Origin of the sequence: Cellulomonas triticagri (assembly GCF_003696205.1) — a bacterium.
Classification (GTDB): domain Bacteria; phylum Actinomycetota; class Actinomycetes; order Actinomycetales; family Cellulomonadaceae; genus Cellulomonas; species Cellulomonas triticagri.
In genome coordinates this window covers 1-16017 of the sequence record NZ_RFFI01000100.1, presented here as the reverse complement: position 1 = coordinate 16017, position 16017 = coordinate 1, and the positions used below count along the sequence as shown (strand labels likewise).

General features: G+C 76.6%; 18 protein-coding genes. 8 read left to right on the top strand and 10 right to left on the bottom strand.

What is annotated here, in order from left to right; genetic code table 11:
- Positions 1-160: 160 nt before the first annotated feature.
- Genes EBM89_RS15710 through EBM89_RS15680 form a run of 7 tightly spaced genes read left to right on the top strand, consistent with a single transcriptional unit; the run spans position 161 to position 6138 of the window.
- On the top strand, positions 161-1042 hold the full coding sequence (locus EBM89_RS15710; RefSeq protein ID WP_122150565.1) for a sugar phosphate isomerase/epimerase family protein: 882 nt from the start codon (positions 161-163) through the stop codon (positions 1040-1042).
- 13 nt (positions 1043-1055) lie between these two features.
- The gene (locus EBM89_RS15705; protein ID WP_122150563.1) at positions 1056-1733 is read left to right on the top strand and encodes an EboA domain-containing protein; all 678 of its coding nucleotides are present in this window, start codon (positions 1056-1058) and stop codon (positions 1731-1733) included.
- 44 nt (positions 1734-1777) lie between these two features.
- The gene (locus EBM89_RS15700; protein WP_122150561.1) at positions 1778-2653 is read left to right on the top strand and encodes a TatD family hydrolase; all 876 of its coding nucleotides are present in this window, start codon (positions 1778-1780) and stop codon (positions 2651-2653) included.
- 5 nt (positions 2654-2658) lie between these two features.
- The gene (gene eboE / locus EBM89_RS15695; protein WP_122150571.1) at positions 2659-3891 is read left to right on the top strand and encodes a metabolite traffic protein EboE; all 1233 of its coding nucleotides are present in this window, start codon (positions 2659-2661) and stop codon (positions 3889-3891) included.
- Positions 3888-5291 (top strand): alkaline phosphatase family protein, encoded by a 1404-nt coding sequence (locus tag EBM89_RS15690; RefSeq protein WP_199732162.1) that lies wholly within the window; start codon positions 3888-3890, stop codon positions 5289-5291. Before eboE ends, EBM89_RS15690 begins: the two co-directional genes overlap by 4 nt.
- Before the next feature lie 32 nt (positions 5292-5323).
- A complete protein-coding gene (locus tag EBM89_RS15685) occupies positions 5324-5782 on the top strand; it encodes a helix-turn-helix domain-containing protein (RefSeq protein ID WP_122150559.1) in 459 nt (152 codons plus the stop codon).
- Positions 5779-6138 carry a HepT-like ribonuclease domain-containing protein gene (locus EBM89_RS15680; protein ID WP_199732161.1) on the top strand — a complete coding sequence of 120 codons (360 nt, stop codon included), beginning with the start codon at positions 5779-5781 and terminating at the stop codon, positions 6136-6138. The genes EBM89_RS15685 and EBM89_RS15680 overlap by 4 nt, the downstream gene beginning before the upstream one ends.
- A gap of 9 nt (positions 6139-6147) precedes the next feature.
- Here EBM89_RS15680 and EBM89_RS15675 read toward each other — a convergent pair whose 3' ends face one another.
- From EBM89_RS15675 to EBM89_RS15645, 7 genes are all read right to left on the bottom strand, one after another.
- Positions 6148-6990: a polyprenol monophosphomannose synthase gene (locus tag EBM89_RS15675; RefSeq protein WP_122150558.1), complete on the bottom strand. Its 843-nt coding sequence runs from the start codon at positions 6988-6990 to the stop codon at positions 6148-6150.
- Positions 6991-7042: 52 nt separating this feature from the next.
- Positions 7043-7672 (bottom strand): class F sortase, encoded by a 630-nt coding sequence (locus EBM89_RS15670; protein WP_122150556.1) that lies wholly within the window; start codon positions 7670-7672, stop codon positions 7043-7045.
- Complete coding sequence (locus EBM89_RS15665; protein ID WP_158609687.1) at positions 7669-8841, bottom strand: glycosyl hydrolase family 8; 1173 nt, start codon at positions 8839-8841, stop codon at positions 7669-7671. Before EBM89_RS15665 ends, EBM89_RS15670 begins: the two co-directional genes overlap by 4 nt.
- A complete protein-coding gene (locus tag EBM89_RS15660; RefSeq protein WP_122150552.1) occupies positions 8838-9824 on the bottom strand; it encodes a DUF4397 domain-containing protein in 987 nt (328 codons plus the stop codon). Before EBM89_RS15660 ends, EBM89_RS15665 begins: the two co-directional genes overlap by 4 nt.
- 66 nt (positions 9825-9890) lie before the next feature.
- Complete coding sequence (locus tag EBM89_RS15655) at positions 9891-11909, bottom strand: ArnT family glycosyltransferase (protein ID WP_122150550.1); 2019 nt, start codon at positions 11907-11909, stop codon at positions 9891-9893.
- Positions 11906-13429, bottom strand: a complete 1524-nt coding sequence (locus EBM89_RS15650; protein ID WP_122150549.1) for a glycosyltransferase family 2 protein — start codon at positions 13427-13429, stop codon at positions 11906-11908. The genes EBM89_RS15655 and EBM89_RS15650 overlap by 4 nt, the downstream gene beginning before the upstream one ends.
- A gap of 46 nt (positions 13430-13475) precedes the next feature.
- Positions 13476-14060: a GtrA family protein gene (locus EBM89_RS15645; RefSeq protein WP_122150547.1), complete on the bottom strand. Its 585-nt coding sequence runs from the start codon at positions 14058-14060 to the stop codon at positions 13476-13478.
- A 103-nt stretch (positions 14061-14163) separates the two neighbouring features.
- On the opposite strand from EBM89_RS15645, the gene EBM89_RS15640 reads away from it, so the two are divergent.
- Positions 14164-14676 carry a GNAT family N-acetyltransferase gene (locus EBM89_RS15640; protein WP_122150545.1) on the top strand — a complete coding sequence of 171 codons (513 nt, stop codon included), beginning with the start codon at positions 14164-14166 and terminating at the stop codon, positions 14674-14676.
- On the opposite strand, the gene EBM89_RS21365 is transcribed toward EBM89_RS15640, so the two are convergent.
- The 3 genes from EBM89_RS21365 to EBM89_RS21355 form a co-directional block, all read right to left on the bottom strand.
- Complete coding sequence (locus EBM89_RS21365; protein ID WP_158609686.1) at positions 14677-15372, bottom strand: DUF4241 domain-containing protein; 696 nt, start codon at positions 15370-15372, stop codon at positions 14677-14679.
- 133 nt (positions 15373-15505) lie between these two features.
- Positions 15506-15679 carry a hypothetical protein gene (locus tag EBM89_RS21360; RefSeq protein WP_158609685.1) on the bottom strand — a complete coding sequence of 58 codons (174 nt, stop codon included), beginning with the start codon at positions 15677-15679 and terminating at the stop codon, positions 15506-15508.
- 51 nt (positions 15680-15730) lie between these two features.
- A partial coding sequence (locus EBM89_RS21355) for a hypothetical protein (RefSeq protein ID WP_158609684.1) occupies positions 15731-16017 on the bottom strand: 287 nt, incomplete at its 5' end.

The window sequence follows — 16017 nt, the reverse complement described above, 5'->3', positions numbered from 1 at the left end:
CCCGGGCCGCCACCGGGGCGGGGATCCGCGCGATGGTGCCGCTGCAGGCCGCCCTCACCGCCCGGGCCGGGCACCCCCGGTCGGCCGCCGCGCTCGGCGTCGTCGCCCTCACCGGCCTCGCTCTGCGCCGCGCCGCCGGACGCGGGGCGGTGAGCGAGACGTGACCGGGCTGCCGTTCGCCCTCGGGTACGGGACCAACGGGCTCGGCGACCACCCGCTGCCCGCCGCGCTCGACCTGCTGGAGGACGCCGGGTACGACGCCGTCGCCCTCACCCTCGGGTTCCCGCACCTCGACCCGTGGGCCGACGACACCGAGGTCCGCGCCCTGCGCGACCGCCTCGCCCGCGCCCACGACGGACGCGGGCTGCGCGTCGTCGTCGAGACCGGCACCCGCTACCTCCTCGACCCCCGGCACAAGCACGCCCCCGCCCTGGTGGACCCGGACGCCGCACCCCGCGAGCGGTACCTGCGCCGCGCCGTCGAGGTCGCCGCCCTGCTCGGCGCCGACGTCGTCCAGCTGTTCTCCGGGGTCCGGCCACCCGGCACCGACCCCGCCACCGCCGACGCCCGTCTCCGCGACCGGCTGCCCGCCCTCGTCGTGCACGCCGCCGAGAACGGCGTCCGCCTCGCCCTGGAGCCCGAGCCCGGGATGCACGTCGAGACCGTCGCGGACGCCCTCCGGCTGCACGCCGACCTCGGTGCCCCGCCCGCCCTGGGCCTCACCGTGGACGTCGGGCACTGCCTCGTCGTCGAGCCCGACGGCGTCGCCGGAGCCCTGCGCGCCGCCGGGCCGCACCTCGCGCACGTCCAGGTCGACGACATGCCCCGCACGCACCACGAGCACCTGCCCTTCGGCGACGGCGACCTCGACGTCCCGGCGGCGCTCGGGGCGCTCGCCGCGGCCGTCCAGGACGGCTACACCGGGGTCGTCACCGTCGAGCTGCCCCGGCACTCCTGGGACGCGCCCCGCCAGGTCGCCGCCGCCGCCACCGCCCTGCGCGCGGCGTGGCGCACCGTCCACGACCACCCACCCGGACCCTGAGGAGGACCCTGCGATGCCGACGACGTCGTCCAGACCCACCACCGGACCCACCCGCACATCCACCGGCGGGCCCGCAGCCACGGACCCCTGGCTCGCCGACGCCCTCGCCGAGGTGCGCCGCGACCCGCGCGCCGCCGAGCGCGTCCTGCCGCTCGTCGGCCGCCACGTCGGCCGGGACCCGCTGCGCCCCGACGTCGACCCGGCGGGCACCGTGCACGGCACGGTGGACGACGCGGCCCGCGCGTCGGTCGTCGTGGCCCTCGCCGCGGTCGAGCCCGCACCGGTGCTGGCCGCGCACCTCGCGACCCTGTACCGGGACGGCGACGCCGTCGAGCGGCGCGGCGTGCTGCGCGGCCTCGACGCCCTGACCGGGTCGGCCACCGGTCCGCTGCCGGGCGAGGTCGTCGCCGTCGGCCGGGACGTGGCGGGCGACGCGCTGCGCGCCAACGACACCGCCCTGGTCGCCGCCGCGGTCGGTCCGTTCGCCGCCGCCCACCTGGACCAGCACACGTGGCGGCACGCCGTGCTCAAGCTCGTGTTCCAGGGCACGTCCCTCGACGCCGTCGCGGGGCTGGACGACCGCGCGGACGCGGAGCTCGCCCGCATGGCCGCGGACCTCGCCGCGGAGCGCCGGGCCGCGGGCCGCGCCGTCCCGGCGGACCTGCACCGCATCGGCGCCCCGCCCGCCTGACGGCCCGCGCCCCACGACCCACCGAGACCCCCTGGAGACCGACCGTGCGCATCCTCGACCCCCACATCCACATGACCAGCCGCACCACCGACGACTACGAGGCGATGTACGCCGTGGGCGTGCGCGCGGTGGTCGAGCCGGCGTTCTGGCTCGGGCAGCCCCGCTCCGGCGTGGACTCGTTCCGCGACTACTTCGACTCGCTGCTCGGCTGGGAGCGGTTCCGGGCCGCGCAGTTCGGCATCCGGCACCACGCGACCATCGCCCTCAACCCGAAGGAGGCGAACGACCCCCGCTGCCGCGAGGTCCTGGACCTGCTGCCGCGCTACCTCGCGAAGGACGGCGTGGTCGCGGTCGGGGAGGTCGGGTACGACGCGATGACCCCGGCGGAGGACGAGGTGTTCGCCCACCAGCTCGCCCTGGCCCGGGAGGCCGGGCTGCCCGTGCTGGTGCACACCCCGCACCGGGACAAGCAGGCGGGGACCCGCCGGACCCTGGACGTGGTGCGGGAGTCGGGCATCGACCCGGGGATGGTGCTGGTCGACCACCTGAACGAGACGACGGTCGCCGCCGTGCGGGACGCGGGCGCGTGGGCGGGGTTCTCGATCTACCCCGACACGAAGATGGACGAGCGCCGCATGGTCGCCCTGCTCCAGGAGCACGGCACCGAGCGGATGATCGTGGACTCCGCCGCCGACTGGGGCCGGTCCGACCCGCTGAAGACCTGGCGCACCGGCACCGCGATGCTGGAGGCGGGGTTCACCGAGGACGACGTCGACCAGGTGCTGTGGCGGAACCCGGTCGCGCTGTTCGCGCAGTCGGGGAACCTCGTGCTGGACCCGGTCCCGGGCTTCGTCCCCGGGGACCTGCCCGCACCCGCCGAGTTCGCGGGATCCTCCGTGCTGCGGGGGGTGCGGGCGTGACCGGCATGCCGTTGTCCTACTGCACCAACGTCCACCCGGCCGAGGACCTGGACGGGGTGCTCGACCAGCTCGACCGGTTCGCCGGACCCGTCCGGGAGGCCGCGGGCCTGCGGACCCTCGGCGTCGGGCTGTGGCTCCCGGCGGCGCTCGCGCACCGCCTCGCGGCCAGCGCCACCGACCGGGCGCGGCTGCGGGACGCGTTGGCGGCCCGGGGTCTGACCGTGCACACGCTCAACGCCTTCCCGTACGGGGGCTTCCACGACGAGGTCGTCAAGCACGCGGTCTACCGGCCGACGTGGGCGGAGCCGGAGCGGGCCGCCTACACGCTGGCGTGCGCGGCCGTCCTCGCGGACCTGCTGCCCGACGGCGTCGACGGGTCGATCTCGACGCTGCCGCTCGCCTGGCGGGAGCCGTGGGACGCCGACCAGGACGCCGCCGCGACCCGGGCGCTCGGGGCGGTGTCCGCGGGGCTGCGCGACCTCGCGGCGCGGACCGGTCGCACGGTCCGGCTGGCCGTCGAGCCGGAGCCCGGCTGCGTCCTGGACACCGTGGACGACGTCGTGGACTGGCTCGCCGCCCGCACCGGCCCGGACGGCATCGACCCCGAGCACGTCGGCGTCTGCCTGGACACCTGCCACCTCGCGGTGTCGTTCGCCGACCCGGTGGCGGCCGTGCGCCGGATCCGGCAGGCGGGCCTGCGGGTGGTGAAGGTCCAGGCGTCGGCGGCGCTGCACGTCGCGGACCCCGCCGACCCGGCGGCCCGGGCCGCGGTCGCGCGGTTCGCCGAGCAGCGGTACCTGCACCAGGTCCGCGAGCAGCAGCCCGGCGTGGGTGGAGCGGGCCGGGTGCTCGCCGCCGACGACCTGCCCGACGCCCTGCGCGACCTGCCCGGCGACGGCCCGTGGCGGGTGCACGTCCACGTGCCGCTGCACCACCGCCCCGCCCCGCCACTGGCGGCGACCACGGACGTGCTGCGGGACGCGGTCACGGCCGTCTCGCGGGGACCGCACGGCGCCGACGCGCACCTCGACATCGAGACCTACACCTGGTCCGTGCTGCCGGACGACCTCGCGGCCCGCGCCGCGACCGACCTGGTCGCGGGGATCGCCGCCGAGCTGCGCTGGGCGGTCGAGCACCTGGACGTCCGGGCCTGGTGGGAACCGGACGACGAGGACGCGCCGGCGACGTCGGCAGCGCCCCACCACGCACCCGCGACACCTGCCCGGAGGTCCGCGTGAGCGTCCTGCTGCTCGACGTCGTCGGGCTGACCCCGCGCGCGCTGGCGCACATGCCCCGGCTGTCCCGGATGGCGGCGGGCGGGTGGCAGGCGGGCCTGCGCACCGTGCTGCCCGCCGTGACGTGCTCCGTGCAGTCCACGATGCTGACCGGGCTGCCGCCGTCGGGGCACGGCGTCGTCGGCAACGGCTGGTACTTCCGGGACCTCGGCGAGGTGCACCTGTGGCGCCAGCACAACCGGCTGGTGGCGGGGGAGAAGGTCTGGGAGACCGCGCGCCGCGCCCGTCCCGGGTACTCCGCGGTGAACGTGTGCTGGTGGTACGCGATGGGCATGTCCACGGACGTCACCGTCACGCCCCGGCCGGTCTACCACGCGGACGGCCGCAAGTCCCCGGACGCGTACGTGCGCCCGCCGGCGCTGCACGACGAGCTGGTGGAGCGGCTGGGGGAGTTCCCGCTCTTCCGGTACTGGGGGCCGACCGCCTCGATCGCGTCGAGCGAGTGGATCGTCGGCGCGACCCGGCACCTGCTCGCCACCCGGGACGCGGACCTGACCATGGCGTACGTCCCGCACCTCGACTACGACCTGCAGCGGTACGGCCCGCTGGACCCGCGCGCCGACGCGGCGGCCGCCGCCCTCGACGTGGCGCTGACGCCGCTGCTGGACGACGCCGAGGCCCGCGGCACGACCGTCCTGGCGGTGTCGGAGTACGGCATCGAGCCCGCCGACCGGCCGGTGCCGGTCAACCGCGTGCTGCGGGAGGAGGGCCTGCTGCACGTCTACCGGCAGGCCAACGGCGAGCACCTGGACCCGTGGACGTCGCGAGCGTTCGCGGTCGCGGACCACCAGGTCGCGCACGTCTACGTCGCCGACCCGGCCGACGTCCCCCGCGTCGCGGCCCTGCTGCGCGCCCTGCCCGGGGTGGACGAGGTGCTGGACCGCACCGCGCAGGCCCGGTACGGCCTGGACCACGAGCGCTCCGGCGAGCTCGTCGCCGTCGCCGAGCCGGGGGCGTGGTTCGCCTACCCGTTCTGGCTGGACGACGCCGACGCCCCCGACTACGCCCGCGGCGTCGACATCCACCGCAAGCCCGGGTACGACCCCGCCGAGCTGCTGTTCGCGTCGCCCGCGGCGAAGGCCCGCGCCGGGCTGAACCTGGTCCGCAAGCGCCTGGGCCTGCGGTACGCCATGTCCACGACCCCGCTGGACCCGTCGGGCATCCGCGGCAGCCACGGGCGGCTGCCCACGTCGACGGCGGACGCCCCGGTGGTGCTGTGCTCCGACCCGGACGTCCCGCCCACGGTCGCGGCCGCGCTGGCCCGCGGCGGCGAGGTCCCGGCGGCGGCGGTGCGGGACACCGTGCTGGAGGTGCAGGGGCTGGGCGCGGTGCTGGACCGCTGACGGAGTGATCACGTCGTTGTTATCGTGATGGCGTGGACACGACCTACGGCGCCCGGGTGCGGACCCGGCGCCACCTGCTCGGGATGTCGCAGCGCGCCCTCGCGGACGCCGCCGGGGTCGCACAACCGCTGATCTCGGCGATCGAGTCGGGTCGTCGGACGGCGACGCCCGCCACCGCGGCCGCGCTCGACGAGGTGCTCGCCGTGCGACCCTCGACCGCCCTCGACGGCCGACGCGCCGAGGTCGCGGCGCTCGTCCGCCGGCACGGAGGGCGCGATGCGGTGGTGTTCGGGTCGGTCGCGCACGGCACCGACCGGGTGGGCTCCGACCTCGACCTCATGGTCGCCTTCGAGCCCGGTCGGGACATCGTGGACCTGCTCGCGCTGGAGGCCGACCTGGAGGCGCTGCTCACGGTGCCCGTCGACGTGGTGTCCGCGGGGTCGAGCGGAGCGGTCGCCGAGCGGGCGCGCGCCGAGTCGGTGGCGCTGTGAGCACCGAGGACGACGACGCCCGCGTGACGCACCGGCTCGACGACCTGGTCACGTTCGCGCGGGAGGCGGCGTTCGTCGTGGGCCACGGCCGCGACCTGTACGTCTCCGCGACCCCCGAGGGAACGTTGCTGCGCAACGCCGGGGAGCGCGTCCTCATCAAGGTCGCGACCGTGGTCGAGAAGCTGCCCGAGGCGTACAAGGCGCAGCACCCGGAGGTGGCGTGGGTGGCCATCTCCCGGATGCGGAACCTCGTCGCGCACCACGACGACAAGGTGAACGACGACGTCGTCTGGGCAGCCCTGGTCGACCGGGTGCCCGCGATGGTCAGGACGCTCGGGCTCGACCCGGGCGCCTGACCCCGCCCCTCACGCGTCCAGCGGCACCGTCCGCCGCAGCACGTGCGAGCGTGCCCGCACCGACGGCAGCGACCGCCCGTGCAGCACCCGCTCGCGAGCGGCGCGCACCCGCCGGGTCAGCCCCCAGGCGGTGACCTTCACCAGCGACTCCCGGACGATCGCGCCGCCCATCTTGGACTCGCCCCGGACCCGCTCGGTGAACGTGATGGGCGCCTCGACCACGTCCAGCCCGGACTGCAGCGCCCGCCAGACCAGGTCGAGCTGGAAGCAGTACCCGTGCGACTCGACGGCGTCGAGGTCGAGCCGGGCGAGCGCGGCGGTCCGGTAGACGCGGAACCCGCCGGTCGCGTCGCGGACGTCGATGCCGAGCGCGAGCCGGGCGTACAGGTTGCCGCCACGGCTCAGGACGACCCGGTGCAGCGGCCAGTTCTCGACGCGCCCGCCGGGGACCCACCGCGACCCGAGGACGAGGTCGTGCCGGTCGGCGAGGGCGATCATCCCGGGCAGGGCCTCGGGGTGGTGGGACCCGTCGGCGTCCATCTCGACCAGCAGGTCGTAGCCGCGTTCCCGGCCCCACGCGAACCCGGCGAGGTAGGCCCGGCCGAGGCCCTCCTTCCCGGCGCGGTGCAGCACGTGCACGGCGGGGTCGGTGGCGGCGAGGGCGTCGGCGAGGTCGCCGGTGCCGTCGGGCGAGTTGTCGTCCACCACCAGCACGTGCGCGCCGGGGACGGCCGCGCGGACGCGGGCGACGATCGGCTCCAGGTTCTCGCGCTCGTCGTAGGTGGGGACGATGACGAGCGTCCCGGTGCCGGTGGCCGGGTCGTCCGGGGTGGTCGGGTTCGTGGCGGGCATGGCGGACCTCCAGGTTCGGACGTGCGTGCGGGTGGTCGTCAGGGGTCGGTGGTCAGGCGGTGGCCGACGCGAACACCACGAGGTTGTCCTCGTAGTGCCCGGTGGCCGGGTCCCAGTCGCCGGAGCAGGTGATGAGCCGGAGCTGGGGCGTGGGGGTGGGGCGGTAGACGTCGGACGTGGGGAACTCGGCCTTGGCGGCGTGCAGCGCCCGGTCGACGGTGAACGTCCGGTCCGTGCCGTCGGACAGGGTCACCACGACCTCGTCGCCTGCCGCGAGGTCGGCGAGGTCCCAGAACACGGCGGGGCCGTCCGGGGAGTCGACGTGCCCGGCGAGGACCGCCGGGCCGACCTCGCCCGGGACGACGCCGCCGGAGTACCAGCCGGCCCGCTGCCAGTCGACGGGCGGGGTGATGCGCCCGTCGGCGCCGACCGCGAGGTCCTCCAGCGTGGAGTCCACCCCGAGGCGCGGGATGCGCACCCGCGTGGGGACGACCCCGTCGGGCACCTCGGCGGCCGACGCCCGCGGGGCCGGGTCCTGGTACGCGGGGCCGGTGGCGGCTGCCGGATCCGGTGCGGGTCCGGACTCGGGGGTCGTCGCGTCGGGCGCGCAGCCCGCCAGGAGCAGCAGCAGCGCGAGCCACGCGGGGAGCCCGAGCGAGCGGGCCGGTGACCGGGGCGTCACGGGGCGTCCTGCGGCACGAGCGCCGGGCAGCCACCCAGCACGTCGGTCTCCAGCAGCGCCCGCCCGAGCGCGGCCCAGGCGGCGCCGTAGTAGGTCGGCACCTCCTGCGCCACCCGGTCGGCGCGCGCCAGGTCCTCGGTCGCGCCCCGGGTGTCGCCCTCGGCGGCGCGCGCGGCAGCCCGTCCGACGTACGCGACGGGGTGCTCGGCGGCGTCCAGCGTCGCCCCGCCGAGGTCGAGCGCGGCGTCCAGGTGGTCGCCGGTGCCGAGCGGCCCGGTGAGCCGGCCGGCGAGCGCGACGTCCGCCGCGTCGCAGGACTCGGCGTACCGGACGGGCAGGCGCGCGGCGTCGTACGCGTACCGCACGGACTGCCCGGTCCCGGCGGCGCCGGGCATCGCCTCGGTGGTGCCGTCGCCGTGCACCTGCGCCCAGTCGGGCGGCAGCGGGCTGCCGTCGAGCAGGGCGGTGGTCGCGGCGGCGGACCCGGTGGCGAGCTCGGCCCACCGCGGGTCGCCGGTGGCGTCGCCGAGGACCGCGTAGGCGGCGGGCGACGCGTAGGACGGGTTGTACCCGTACGGGTCGGCGGCGGTGGCCCACAGCCCCGGCGCGAGCACCCGGCCGAGCGCCGTGGTCACGGTCAGGTCGTCCGCGAGCACCGTCGCGAGCGCGGTGCCCGCCTCGGTGTACGCGGGCTCGTCCCACACCGCACCGGCCAGGACCAGCGCGCGGGCCGCGTCCAGGTCGGCGTCCGACGCGGGCTCGGCGTCCACCACGGCGCCGTCGGCCCAGCGCCAGGCCAGCAGGCCGTCGGAGCGCACGAGGTGCTCCTGCGTCCAGTCCCAGATCGCGGCGAACGCGTCCGCGTCGTCCGCGACGACCGCGAGCAGCAGCCCGTACGCCTGGCCCTCGGAGACGGTGTCGCCGCCCTGGTCCCGGCGCACGACACGGCCGTCGTCCACCCAGTCGGCGAGGAACTCCTCGGCGGACTCCGCCGCCGTGCGGGGCTCGGCGAGCGCGGTGTCGTCGGTGCCCTCGGTACCGCCGTCGTCGCCCGTGGCGGTCGGTGACGGGGCGGGTGCGGGCGAGCGTCCGGCCACGGCGAACCCGGCCACGACCAGGCCCGCGGCGACCAGCAGCGCCACGAGGACGGCTCCGGTGCGCCGGGTCACCGGCGACCCCCGCCCTCCGTGCCCGGGCGGTCCCGGCGGACCCGGACGGCGAGCACCGCACCCGCGAGCGCGGCGAGCACCCCGACGGCGAGCAGAGGGGTGGTGCCGTGACCCGCCGTCGCACCCGTCGGGGCGCCTGCGGCGGGCAGGTCGGCTGCGCCGCGCACGTCGTGGGTGGCGCCCCAGCCGCCGCCGGTGTCCACGCCGTCCACCGGGGTGGTGCCCGGGGCGGCGGCGTCGAGGACGACCGAGACGGTCTGCGTGCGGTCGGCGGTGTCCAGCACCAGCAGCGTGCTCACGGTGCCGCCCGCGAGGTCGACCTGCGCGGTCCCGGTGGCGTCGCCGCCGAGGTCGAGCGTCCACGGGCCGGCCGCGACCGTGGCGTACCCGGTGGCCGCGCCGGTGGTGGCGCCCTGCGTGACGACGGTGCCGGTGGACGTGGTGACGTCCACGCTGTCGGCGACGGTCGACGCCTGCACGACGCGGATCCGTGCCTCGCCGTCGGCGGGCTGGGTCAGGTCGTCCTGGTAGACGGCGGTCCGCAGGTCGGCGTTGCGGCCGTAGGCGGCGACGGTCATCGGCTCGCCCTCGGTCACCGTGAGCGACTGCGTGATCGCCGGGTCGGTGCCCGCCGGGGCGTCCGACGGCACCATCGACACCACGTAGGTCCCGGCGGGCAGGGTCAGGTAGTCGGACACCTGCCCGTAGGCGACGTCCTGGAGCTCGTAGAGCACGGCGCCCCCGGCGAGGGCGGTCAGCTCGACGTCGACGGCCTTGGTGTCGGGCGAGAGGTGGGCGACGCGGGCCCAGCCGTCCGTGCCGGTGGGCTCGGGCGCTGCGGGCGCTGCCGGGGCGCCCGGTTCCGGGCTGGTGGTGGCGTGCGCGGTGCCGCCGCCGAGCAGGGCGAGGCCGCCCGCCAGGAGGGCACCGGCTCCGGCGCGCAGCGCGCGGGTCCGGCGTGCGGGGGTGGGGGACGAGGTCATGCGGTGTCCTTCCGTCGAGGCGGCACGGGTGTGCTGCCGGTTGGGGGTCCTGCAGGGGTCTCGGGGTCAGCCGACGCCCGCGAGCAGGCCCGCGGGCTCGTGGGCGCTGAACGTGGCCAGCACGCCGTCGCCGGTGGTGCGGACGTCCAGCGGCGCGGACGCGCCGCCGAGCCGGTCGAGCCAGGCGGTGCCGTCGGTGCCGGACGCGGCGTCGGCGACGAGCACCTGGCGGCGCACGGCGTCGCCCTCGCCGACGGAGACGGGGAAGTCCGCCACCGTCACGTCCGCGGTGAGCAGCCGGGTGGCGAGCGCCAGCACGATGCGGGAGTCGACCATCCCGGCCTCCAGCAACGCCCGGCTGTCGCCCTGGAGCGTCAGGCGGGGGTTGCGGACGAGGTCCGCCCCGGCGGCGGCGCGCGCCTCCCGGGACGCGGCGGCGGTGTCCTCGGCGTGCTCCAGGCCCTCGGGGTCGACGGCCCGGACGTCGACCTGGGTCGAGCCCTCGCCGAAGCTCGCGACCACGACGGAGTTCGCGATGGTCTCGGAGACCTGCGGGAACGCCGTCGGGAACGTCCGCATCGAGTCGGTGGTGACGACGTAGTCCACGTCGCGCCAGCCGTCGGGCAGCCCGGCGGCCACGGCGGGGTCGGTGTCGACCTTGTAGTACCAGAGCACGTTCTCGCGCGGGAACCCGGCGCGGACCAGGTCGACCCACATCGCGTCGTCCACGACGAGTGTCGCGTCCCGGCCCACGTTGTCCTCCAGCCAGGACTGGGCCTGGCGCATCGGCTGGTCGAGGTCGGCGCGCAGGAAGCCGCGCAGCTGGGCGCCCCACAGCGGCGTCGCGACGACGAGCGCCGCGACGACGGCCGCGACCCAGGCGGCGGACGCGGTGCGGCCCAGCCCGCGGCGCGCGGTCGCGAGCCGCCCGGTCGTGCGGAGGCCGGTCGTGCGGTGCCGGGTGGGGCGCCGGAAGCGGCGGACGGCCACGTCGGTGACTCCGGCGAGCAGCAGCGCCGCGAACGGCAGCAGCACGATGACGTACGGCACCGGCACGTACCCGCCGGGGCGGAGGACCACGGCGGTCAGCGCGAGCATCGCGATCGCGAACGGGCGCAGCCGCCGGATCCCGAGACCGGCGACGGCGGCGGCGAGCCCGGCGACGATCAGCACGGGGTCGAGCTGCCACCACTGCTGCAGCGTGCGGCTGAGCAGGCTGCCGGAGTCGAGGGCGGAGCCGGACGACTCCCGGTCGGCGAGCTGGAACATGATCCCGTCGACGAGGCTGACCCGGTCGGCGCCGGGGACGAGCTCGCCCTTGACCGTCGCGAGCACGAGGTAGGAGCCGCCGATGAGCACGAGCACGGTCGTGGCGACCGTCAGCGTGTACCGGCGGGTGCTCGGGGCGGCGTGCCGCCACATCAGGTACGCCACGATCGGCAGCGCGAGCAGGTACGTCTCCTTGCTCAGCACCGCGACGCCGAGCGCGGCGGCCGCCCCGGCGTGCGCGGCGAGCTGGTTGCGCCGGGCGGTCGCGAGCAGGATCGCCCCCAGCAGCCACGGCGTCGCGACGTTGTCCAGGTACACCGAGCGGTGGAACTGCAGCGCCAGCGGCGACAGCGCGAACACGAGCACGGCCGCCGTCGCGGCGGGTCGGGAGAGCCGCAGGCGCCGCCCGAGGAACCACAGCAGCGTCGCGCTGACCAGCGTCGCGGCCACCATGGCCTCGCGCCCGGCGATCACGGCCTCGTCGTACCGGTCGAACGCGCCGGTCAGGCCGGTCCACGCGGCGATCTGCATCCACCCGACCGGCGGGTGGTCGTACCAGTACGTGTAGTGCGTGAGCTCGCCCAGTGCGCCGATGGACCACGCCTGCGCGGTGTAGGTCCCCTCGTCGTCGATGCGCTGCGGCGACCCGCCGAGGTTGACCAGCTGGACGACCGCCGAGAGCAGCAGCGCCGGGGCGAGCCACGCCAGGTCGACGAGCCGGTGGCGCCGGCGGGCGCGGGCCGCGCGCTCCGGCACCCGGTCGGGCGTCGGGGCGGCGGGGGCGTGCGGGGCGGGGCGGGGGAGCGTGGTCGTCATCGGGCGGCCTCCGGGTGGGTCGGCGACGTCGGGTGCGGGTACGGCCGGGCGGCGACGAGGGTGCGCTCGCCGCGGGTCGGTGCCACGTCGGCGTCGCGGTGCGCGCCGGTGTGCTCGGTCTTCTCCCACGAGCTGTCGCCCTTGAGCTGGCGGAGCACGGCGCGCACGGCGGCGGCGGCGAGGAACACCTGGAACGGGAACGTGCCCAGCACCAGCCGGACGTAGTCGCGCACCCGCGGTCGGCGCCCGTACAGCCGCCCGAACTCCGCGAGCCCCGCCACCTCGACGGCGACGGTGACGACGGTCGGCACCAGCGGCAGGAACGTGAGCAGCGCCAGCGGCGTCGGCACCTTGACCAGCAGCACCAGGGCGATCGACACCGGCACGAGCAGGCCGGTGGCGGCCTGGAGGAACGGCATCGACAGCAGGTAGCGGGCGTAGCCGCGCTGGCGGCGTGTCGGCAGGTTCCGCCACTCGCCCTTGCCGAGCACCTGCAGGAACCCCTGGTTCCACCGGGTGCGCTGCTTGAACAGGCTGACGAACGTGCCGGGCGTCTCCTCGCGGGTCACGACGTCGGGGGAGTAGGCGACGACCACGCGGGCCCCCGCGCTGGACAGCCGCACCCCGAGCTCGCAGTCCTCCGCGAGGCAGCCCGCGTCCCAGCCCTGCGACCAGTCCAGCCACTCGCGCCGGACGAACACGGTGTTGCCGCCGAGCGGGATGAACCGCGACCGCGCGTGGAAGTGCAGGCGGGACCGGAACCAGAAGTAGTACTCGAGCACGTTGCGCAGCGACCACCAGGAGGACTGGAAGTTCATCAGCTGCACGCCGCCCTGGACGACGTCGGCGCCCGTCTCCTCGAACCGGGTGTCCACGAGCTCCAGCAGCCGCGGGTGCACCTCGTCCTCGGCGTCGAACACCCCGACCACGTCACCGGTCGCGACGGTCAGCGCGAGGTTGAGCGCCTTCGGCTTGTTCTTGGGGACGCTGTCGTCCACGACCACCCGGATGAGGTCGGGGTGGCGGGCGGCGGCCTCGCGGGCGACCAGCTCGGTGCCCGGGTCGTCGTGCCCGACGATCGCGATGATCTCCAGGTCGGGGTGGGTCTGCTGGGCCAGCCGGTCGAGGGTCTGCCCGAGCACCTCCTCCTCGTGCCGCGCCGGGACCAGCAGCGTGAACCGGTGGGCGGCGGGTCGGGCGACGCCCGAGAACCGGGTCGCGGTCAGCGCCGCGTGGTCCCGCCAGGCGTGCAGCATCCACCACAGCGTGCTCAGCGCGATGGCGGTGAGAGCCACGGCGACGAGGGCGATGGCGCCGTAGCCCAGCCACTCGCCCGCGGACCAGTCCGGGAGCAGCCCGCTGACGGTGCCGGGCGCCGTCGCGGCCGGGACGTCGGCGGGGGAGCCGGGGCCGGCGGGCGCGGGGTCGAGGGGTTGCGGGGTGAGCAGTGGTCCGGGGTCGACGGTCGCGGGGCGGGTCAGGGCTTCGGGGACGGCGGTCGGCAGGCCGGGCAGGGTCATCGCGCTCCTCGGGTCGGGTCCGTGGGTCGTTCCGTGGCTCGGGGGCTCAGGCGGGGTTCGGAGCCGAATCGTGACCGGACGGGCGGTTTGCGGCATTGGTACCGGTCTGGGGCGTGGGAACGGGCGTGCGGAACACCACGAACCGGTACCCGAGGTACCGCACGACGGTCCCGAGGCCGACGCCGACGACGTTCCCGGCGACGTTGTCCGCGAGCTGGGACGTGAACCCGAGCAGGTAGTGCGACACCCACAGGCAGGCGGCGGACACCAGCAGCCCGAGGACGTTCATCGCGGCGAACAGGACGGCCTCCCGGGCCACGGGGCCGCCGCGCCGGTCACGGAACGCCCACGTGCGGTTGCCGAGCCACGCGACCGTCGTCGCGACGGCGACCGAGGCGACCTTCGACCAGATCGGCGACGTGTCGAGGACCGTCGCGCGCAGCAGGTTGTAGACGCCGACGTCCACGACGAAGGCGAGGGCGCCGACGCCGCCGAAGGCGGCGAGCGACCGGATCGTGGTGCCGCTGCCGGTGCGCCCGGTGCGCGCTGGGCGTCGGGAGCGACGGCTGGGCAGGGGTGCGACGGGAGGTGCCGGGGCGTGCGGGCTGGTCACGGGTGGTGTCGCTGCCATGACAAGGATTCGGAGCCCTCGCCGGTCCGGATGGGACTTCTCCACACAAATCGGACAACTGGGTGGGCGAACCCCGTGATCACGCGGGTCTAGGCTCGATCTCATGCTCGCCGATCTCGTCCTCCGCCCGTTCGACCCCGCGGACGCCGACGCGGTGACCGGTCTGCTGCACCGCGCCTACGGCGGGCTCGCGGAGCGCGGCCTCAACTTCACGGCGGCGACCCAGGACGCCGCGACCACGGTCCGCCGCGCGGCCGCCGGACCCACGTGGGTGCTGTGGGACGCGGCCGACCCGGTCGCGACGCTCACGCTGTCGTTGCCGCCCGCGCGGATGCTCCAGGACCTCACCGCCGAGGCCGCCGCCCCCGGGCGGGCGTGGCTCAACCAGATGGGCGTGGACCCCGCCCACCAGGGGCGCGGACTCGCCCGGCACCTGCGGGACGTCGCGCTCGCGCACGCCGCCGCGCACGGCGTGACCGGCATCGGCGTCGACACCGCGGAGTCCGCGCAGGACCTGCTGGACCTCTACGACCGCTGGGGCTTCGTGCGCCGGGACGTCATCCGCTGGCCGGGCAAGACGTACCCGAGCGTGGTGCTGGTCCGCGACGTGCGCTGATCACGCGTCCGGCGGGGGCGTCCCGGGCAGGCCGCTCCACTCCCACGGCGTGATCATCCCGTCGACCACGACGCTGACGACCTCCCCGGCCGCGTCGGTGCCGACGACGACCGGGTACCAGCCGTCGCCCCAGCCGATCGCCGTCAGCACGGCGTCCACCGGACCACCGGCTGCCGGGCGGCGCAGCGCGCACACCCCGGAGGCGCCGTCGCTGTCGTCCAGCTGGGCGGCGATGGACGCGTGGATCACGGGATCCATGTCCCAGAAGGTGGAGTCCGGGGCCCCGACCGGCGCGAACACCGCCGCGTCGCCGCCGTCCGTGACCACGCCGACGTCCTCGGAGTCCGTCCAGGCCACCGGCGTGCCGTCCCCGACCCGCACCTCCACGAACGCGACCCGGCGGCCGGACTCCGTCGAGTCCAGGACCTGCAGGGACACGGGTGCGGTGATCGTCCCGGGCGCCACGGTCAGCGAGCCGTCCCCGGCCGCCACCATCCCGGCGTAGCCCGGACCCGCGCCGAGCACGCCGTCGGTGAGCAGCAGGTCCCCGACGTCCTCGACCACGAGGTCGCCGTCCACGGGGATCCGGCCGAACCGGTGCGGGTCGACGTCCGCGTCGGCGGCCGTGAGGTCACGGGGCCGCAGGGTGCTGCGCTCCGGCGTCGCAGGGGTCCGCCCGCAGGGCTCGAAGACCACGGGCGCGACCTCCCGCGGCCGTTCGCGCAGGTCGGCCACGGACGTCGGTCCGCCCGGTGGCCCGGTCGGCGCCGTGGTCCCGCACCCCGCCACCAGGCCCGCGATCAGGATCGCACCGGCGGCGCCGCGACGGTCAGCGCGGGCCATCGGCACCCGCACGCTCGGCCCGACGCGCGTCGAGCACGCCGTCCCGCACGCCGCGGCGGACGACGAGATACAGCACCAGGGCGAGCACGGCGACGCCGACCGCCCCCAGCACGAGCGGGACCAGCACCAGCAGCAGGGACGGCGAGTCGGTGAGCACCACGTCCCCGACGCTAGCGCCCGGACGTACCTCCGGGGCGCGGCTCCGGCCGCGTCACGAGCCGGTCCCCACCCCGATCCGTCCCACGAGCGGGCTGAGCGCCACGACCAGCGCGTCCGCGGGCCGGGTGCCCCCGCCGGTCCGGTCCGCGGCGATCTGCTCCTCCATCGCCCGGACGGCCTCGGTGACCCGCGCGGCGGCCTCCTCGTCCCCCTCGGTCGTCCCGCCGTCGTCGGCCACGCCCGCCGTGGTGGCGAGCGACCGCACGACCTGCGCCGCGGCCTCGAGCGCGTCGGCTCCCGCCCGCGCCGCGGCACCGCCGGGCGCCTGTGCGTCGCCCG

Excerpts from the sequence above, each read along its gene's own strand:
- EBM89_RS15705 (WP_122150563.1), top strand. The coding sequence starts at position 1,056 with ATGCCGACGACGTCGTCCAGACCCACCACCGGACCCACCCGCACATCC.
- EBM89_RS15645 (WP_122150547.1), bottom strand. The coding sequence starts at position 14,060 with ATGGCAGCGACACCACCCGTGACCAGCCCGCACGCCCCGGCACCTCCC.
- EBM89_RS15640 (WP_122150545.1), top strand. The coding sequence starts at position 14,164 with ATGCTCGCCGATCTCGTCCTCCGCCCGTTCGACCCCGCGGACGCCGAC.
- eboE (WP_122150571.1), top strand. The coding sequence starts at position 2,659 with ATGCCGTTGTCCTACTGCACCAACGTCCACCCGGCCGAGGACCTGGAC.
- EBM89_RS15655 (WP_122150550.1), bottom strand. The coding sequence starts at position 11,909 with ATGACGACCACGCTCCCCCGCCCCGCCCCGCACGCCCCCGCCGCCCCG.
- EBM89_RS15660 (WP_122150552.1), bottom strand. The coding sequence starts at position 9,824 with ATGACCTCGTCCCCCACCCCCGCACGCCGGACCCGCGCGCTGCGCGCC.
- EBM89_RS15650 (WP_122150549.1), bottom strand. The coding sequence starts at position 13,429 with ATGACCCTGCCCGGCCTGCCGACCGCCGTCCCCGAAGCCCTGACCCGC.
- EBM89_RS15675 (WP_122150558.1), bottom strand. The coding sequence starts at position 6,990 with ATGCCCGCCACGAACCCGACCACCCCGGACGACCCGGCCACCGGCACC.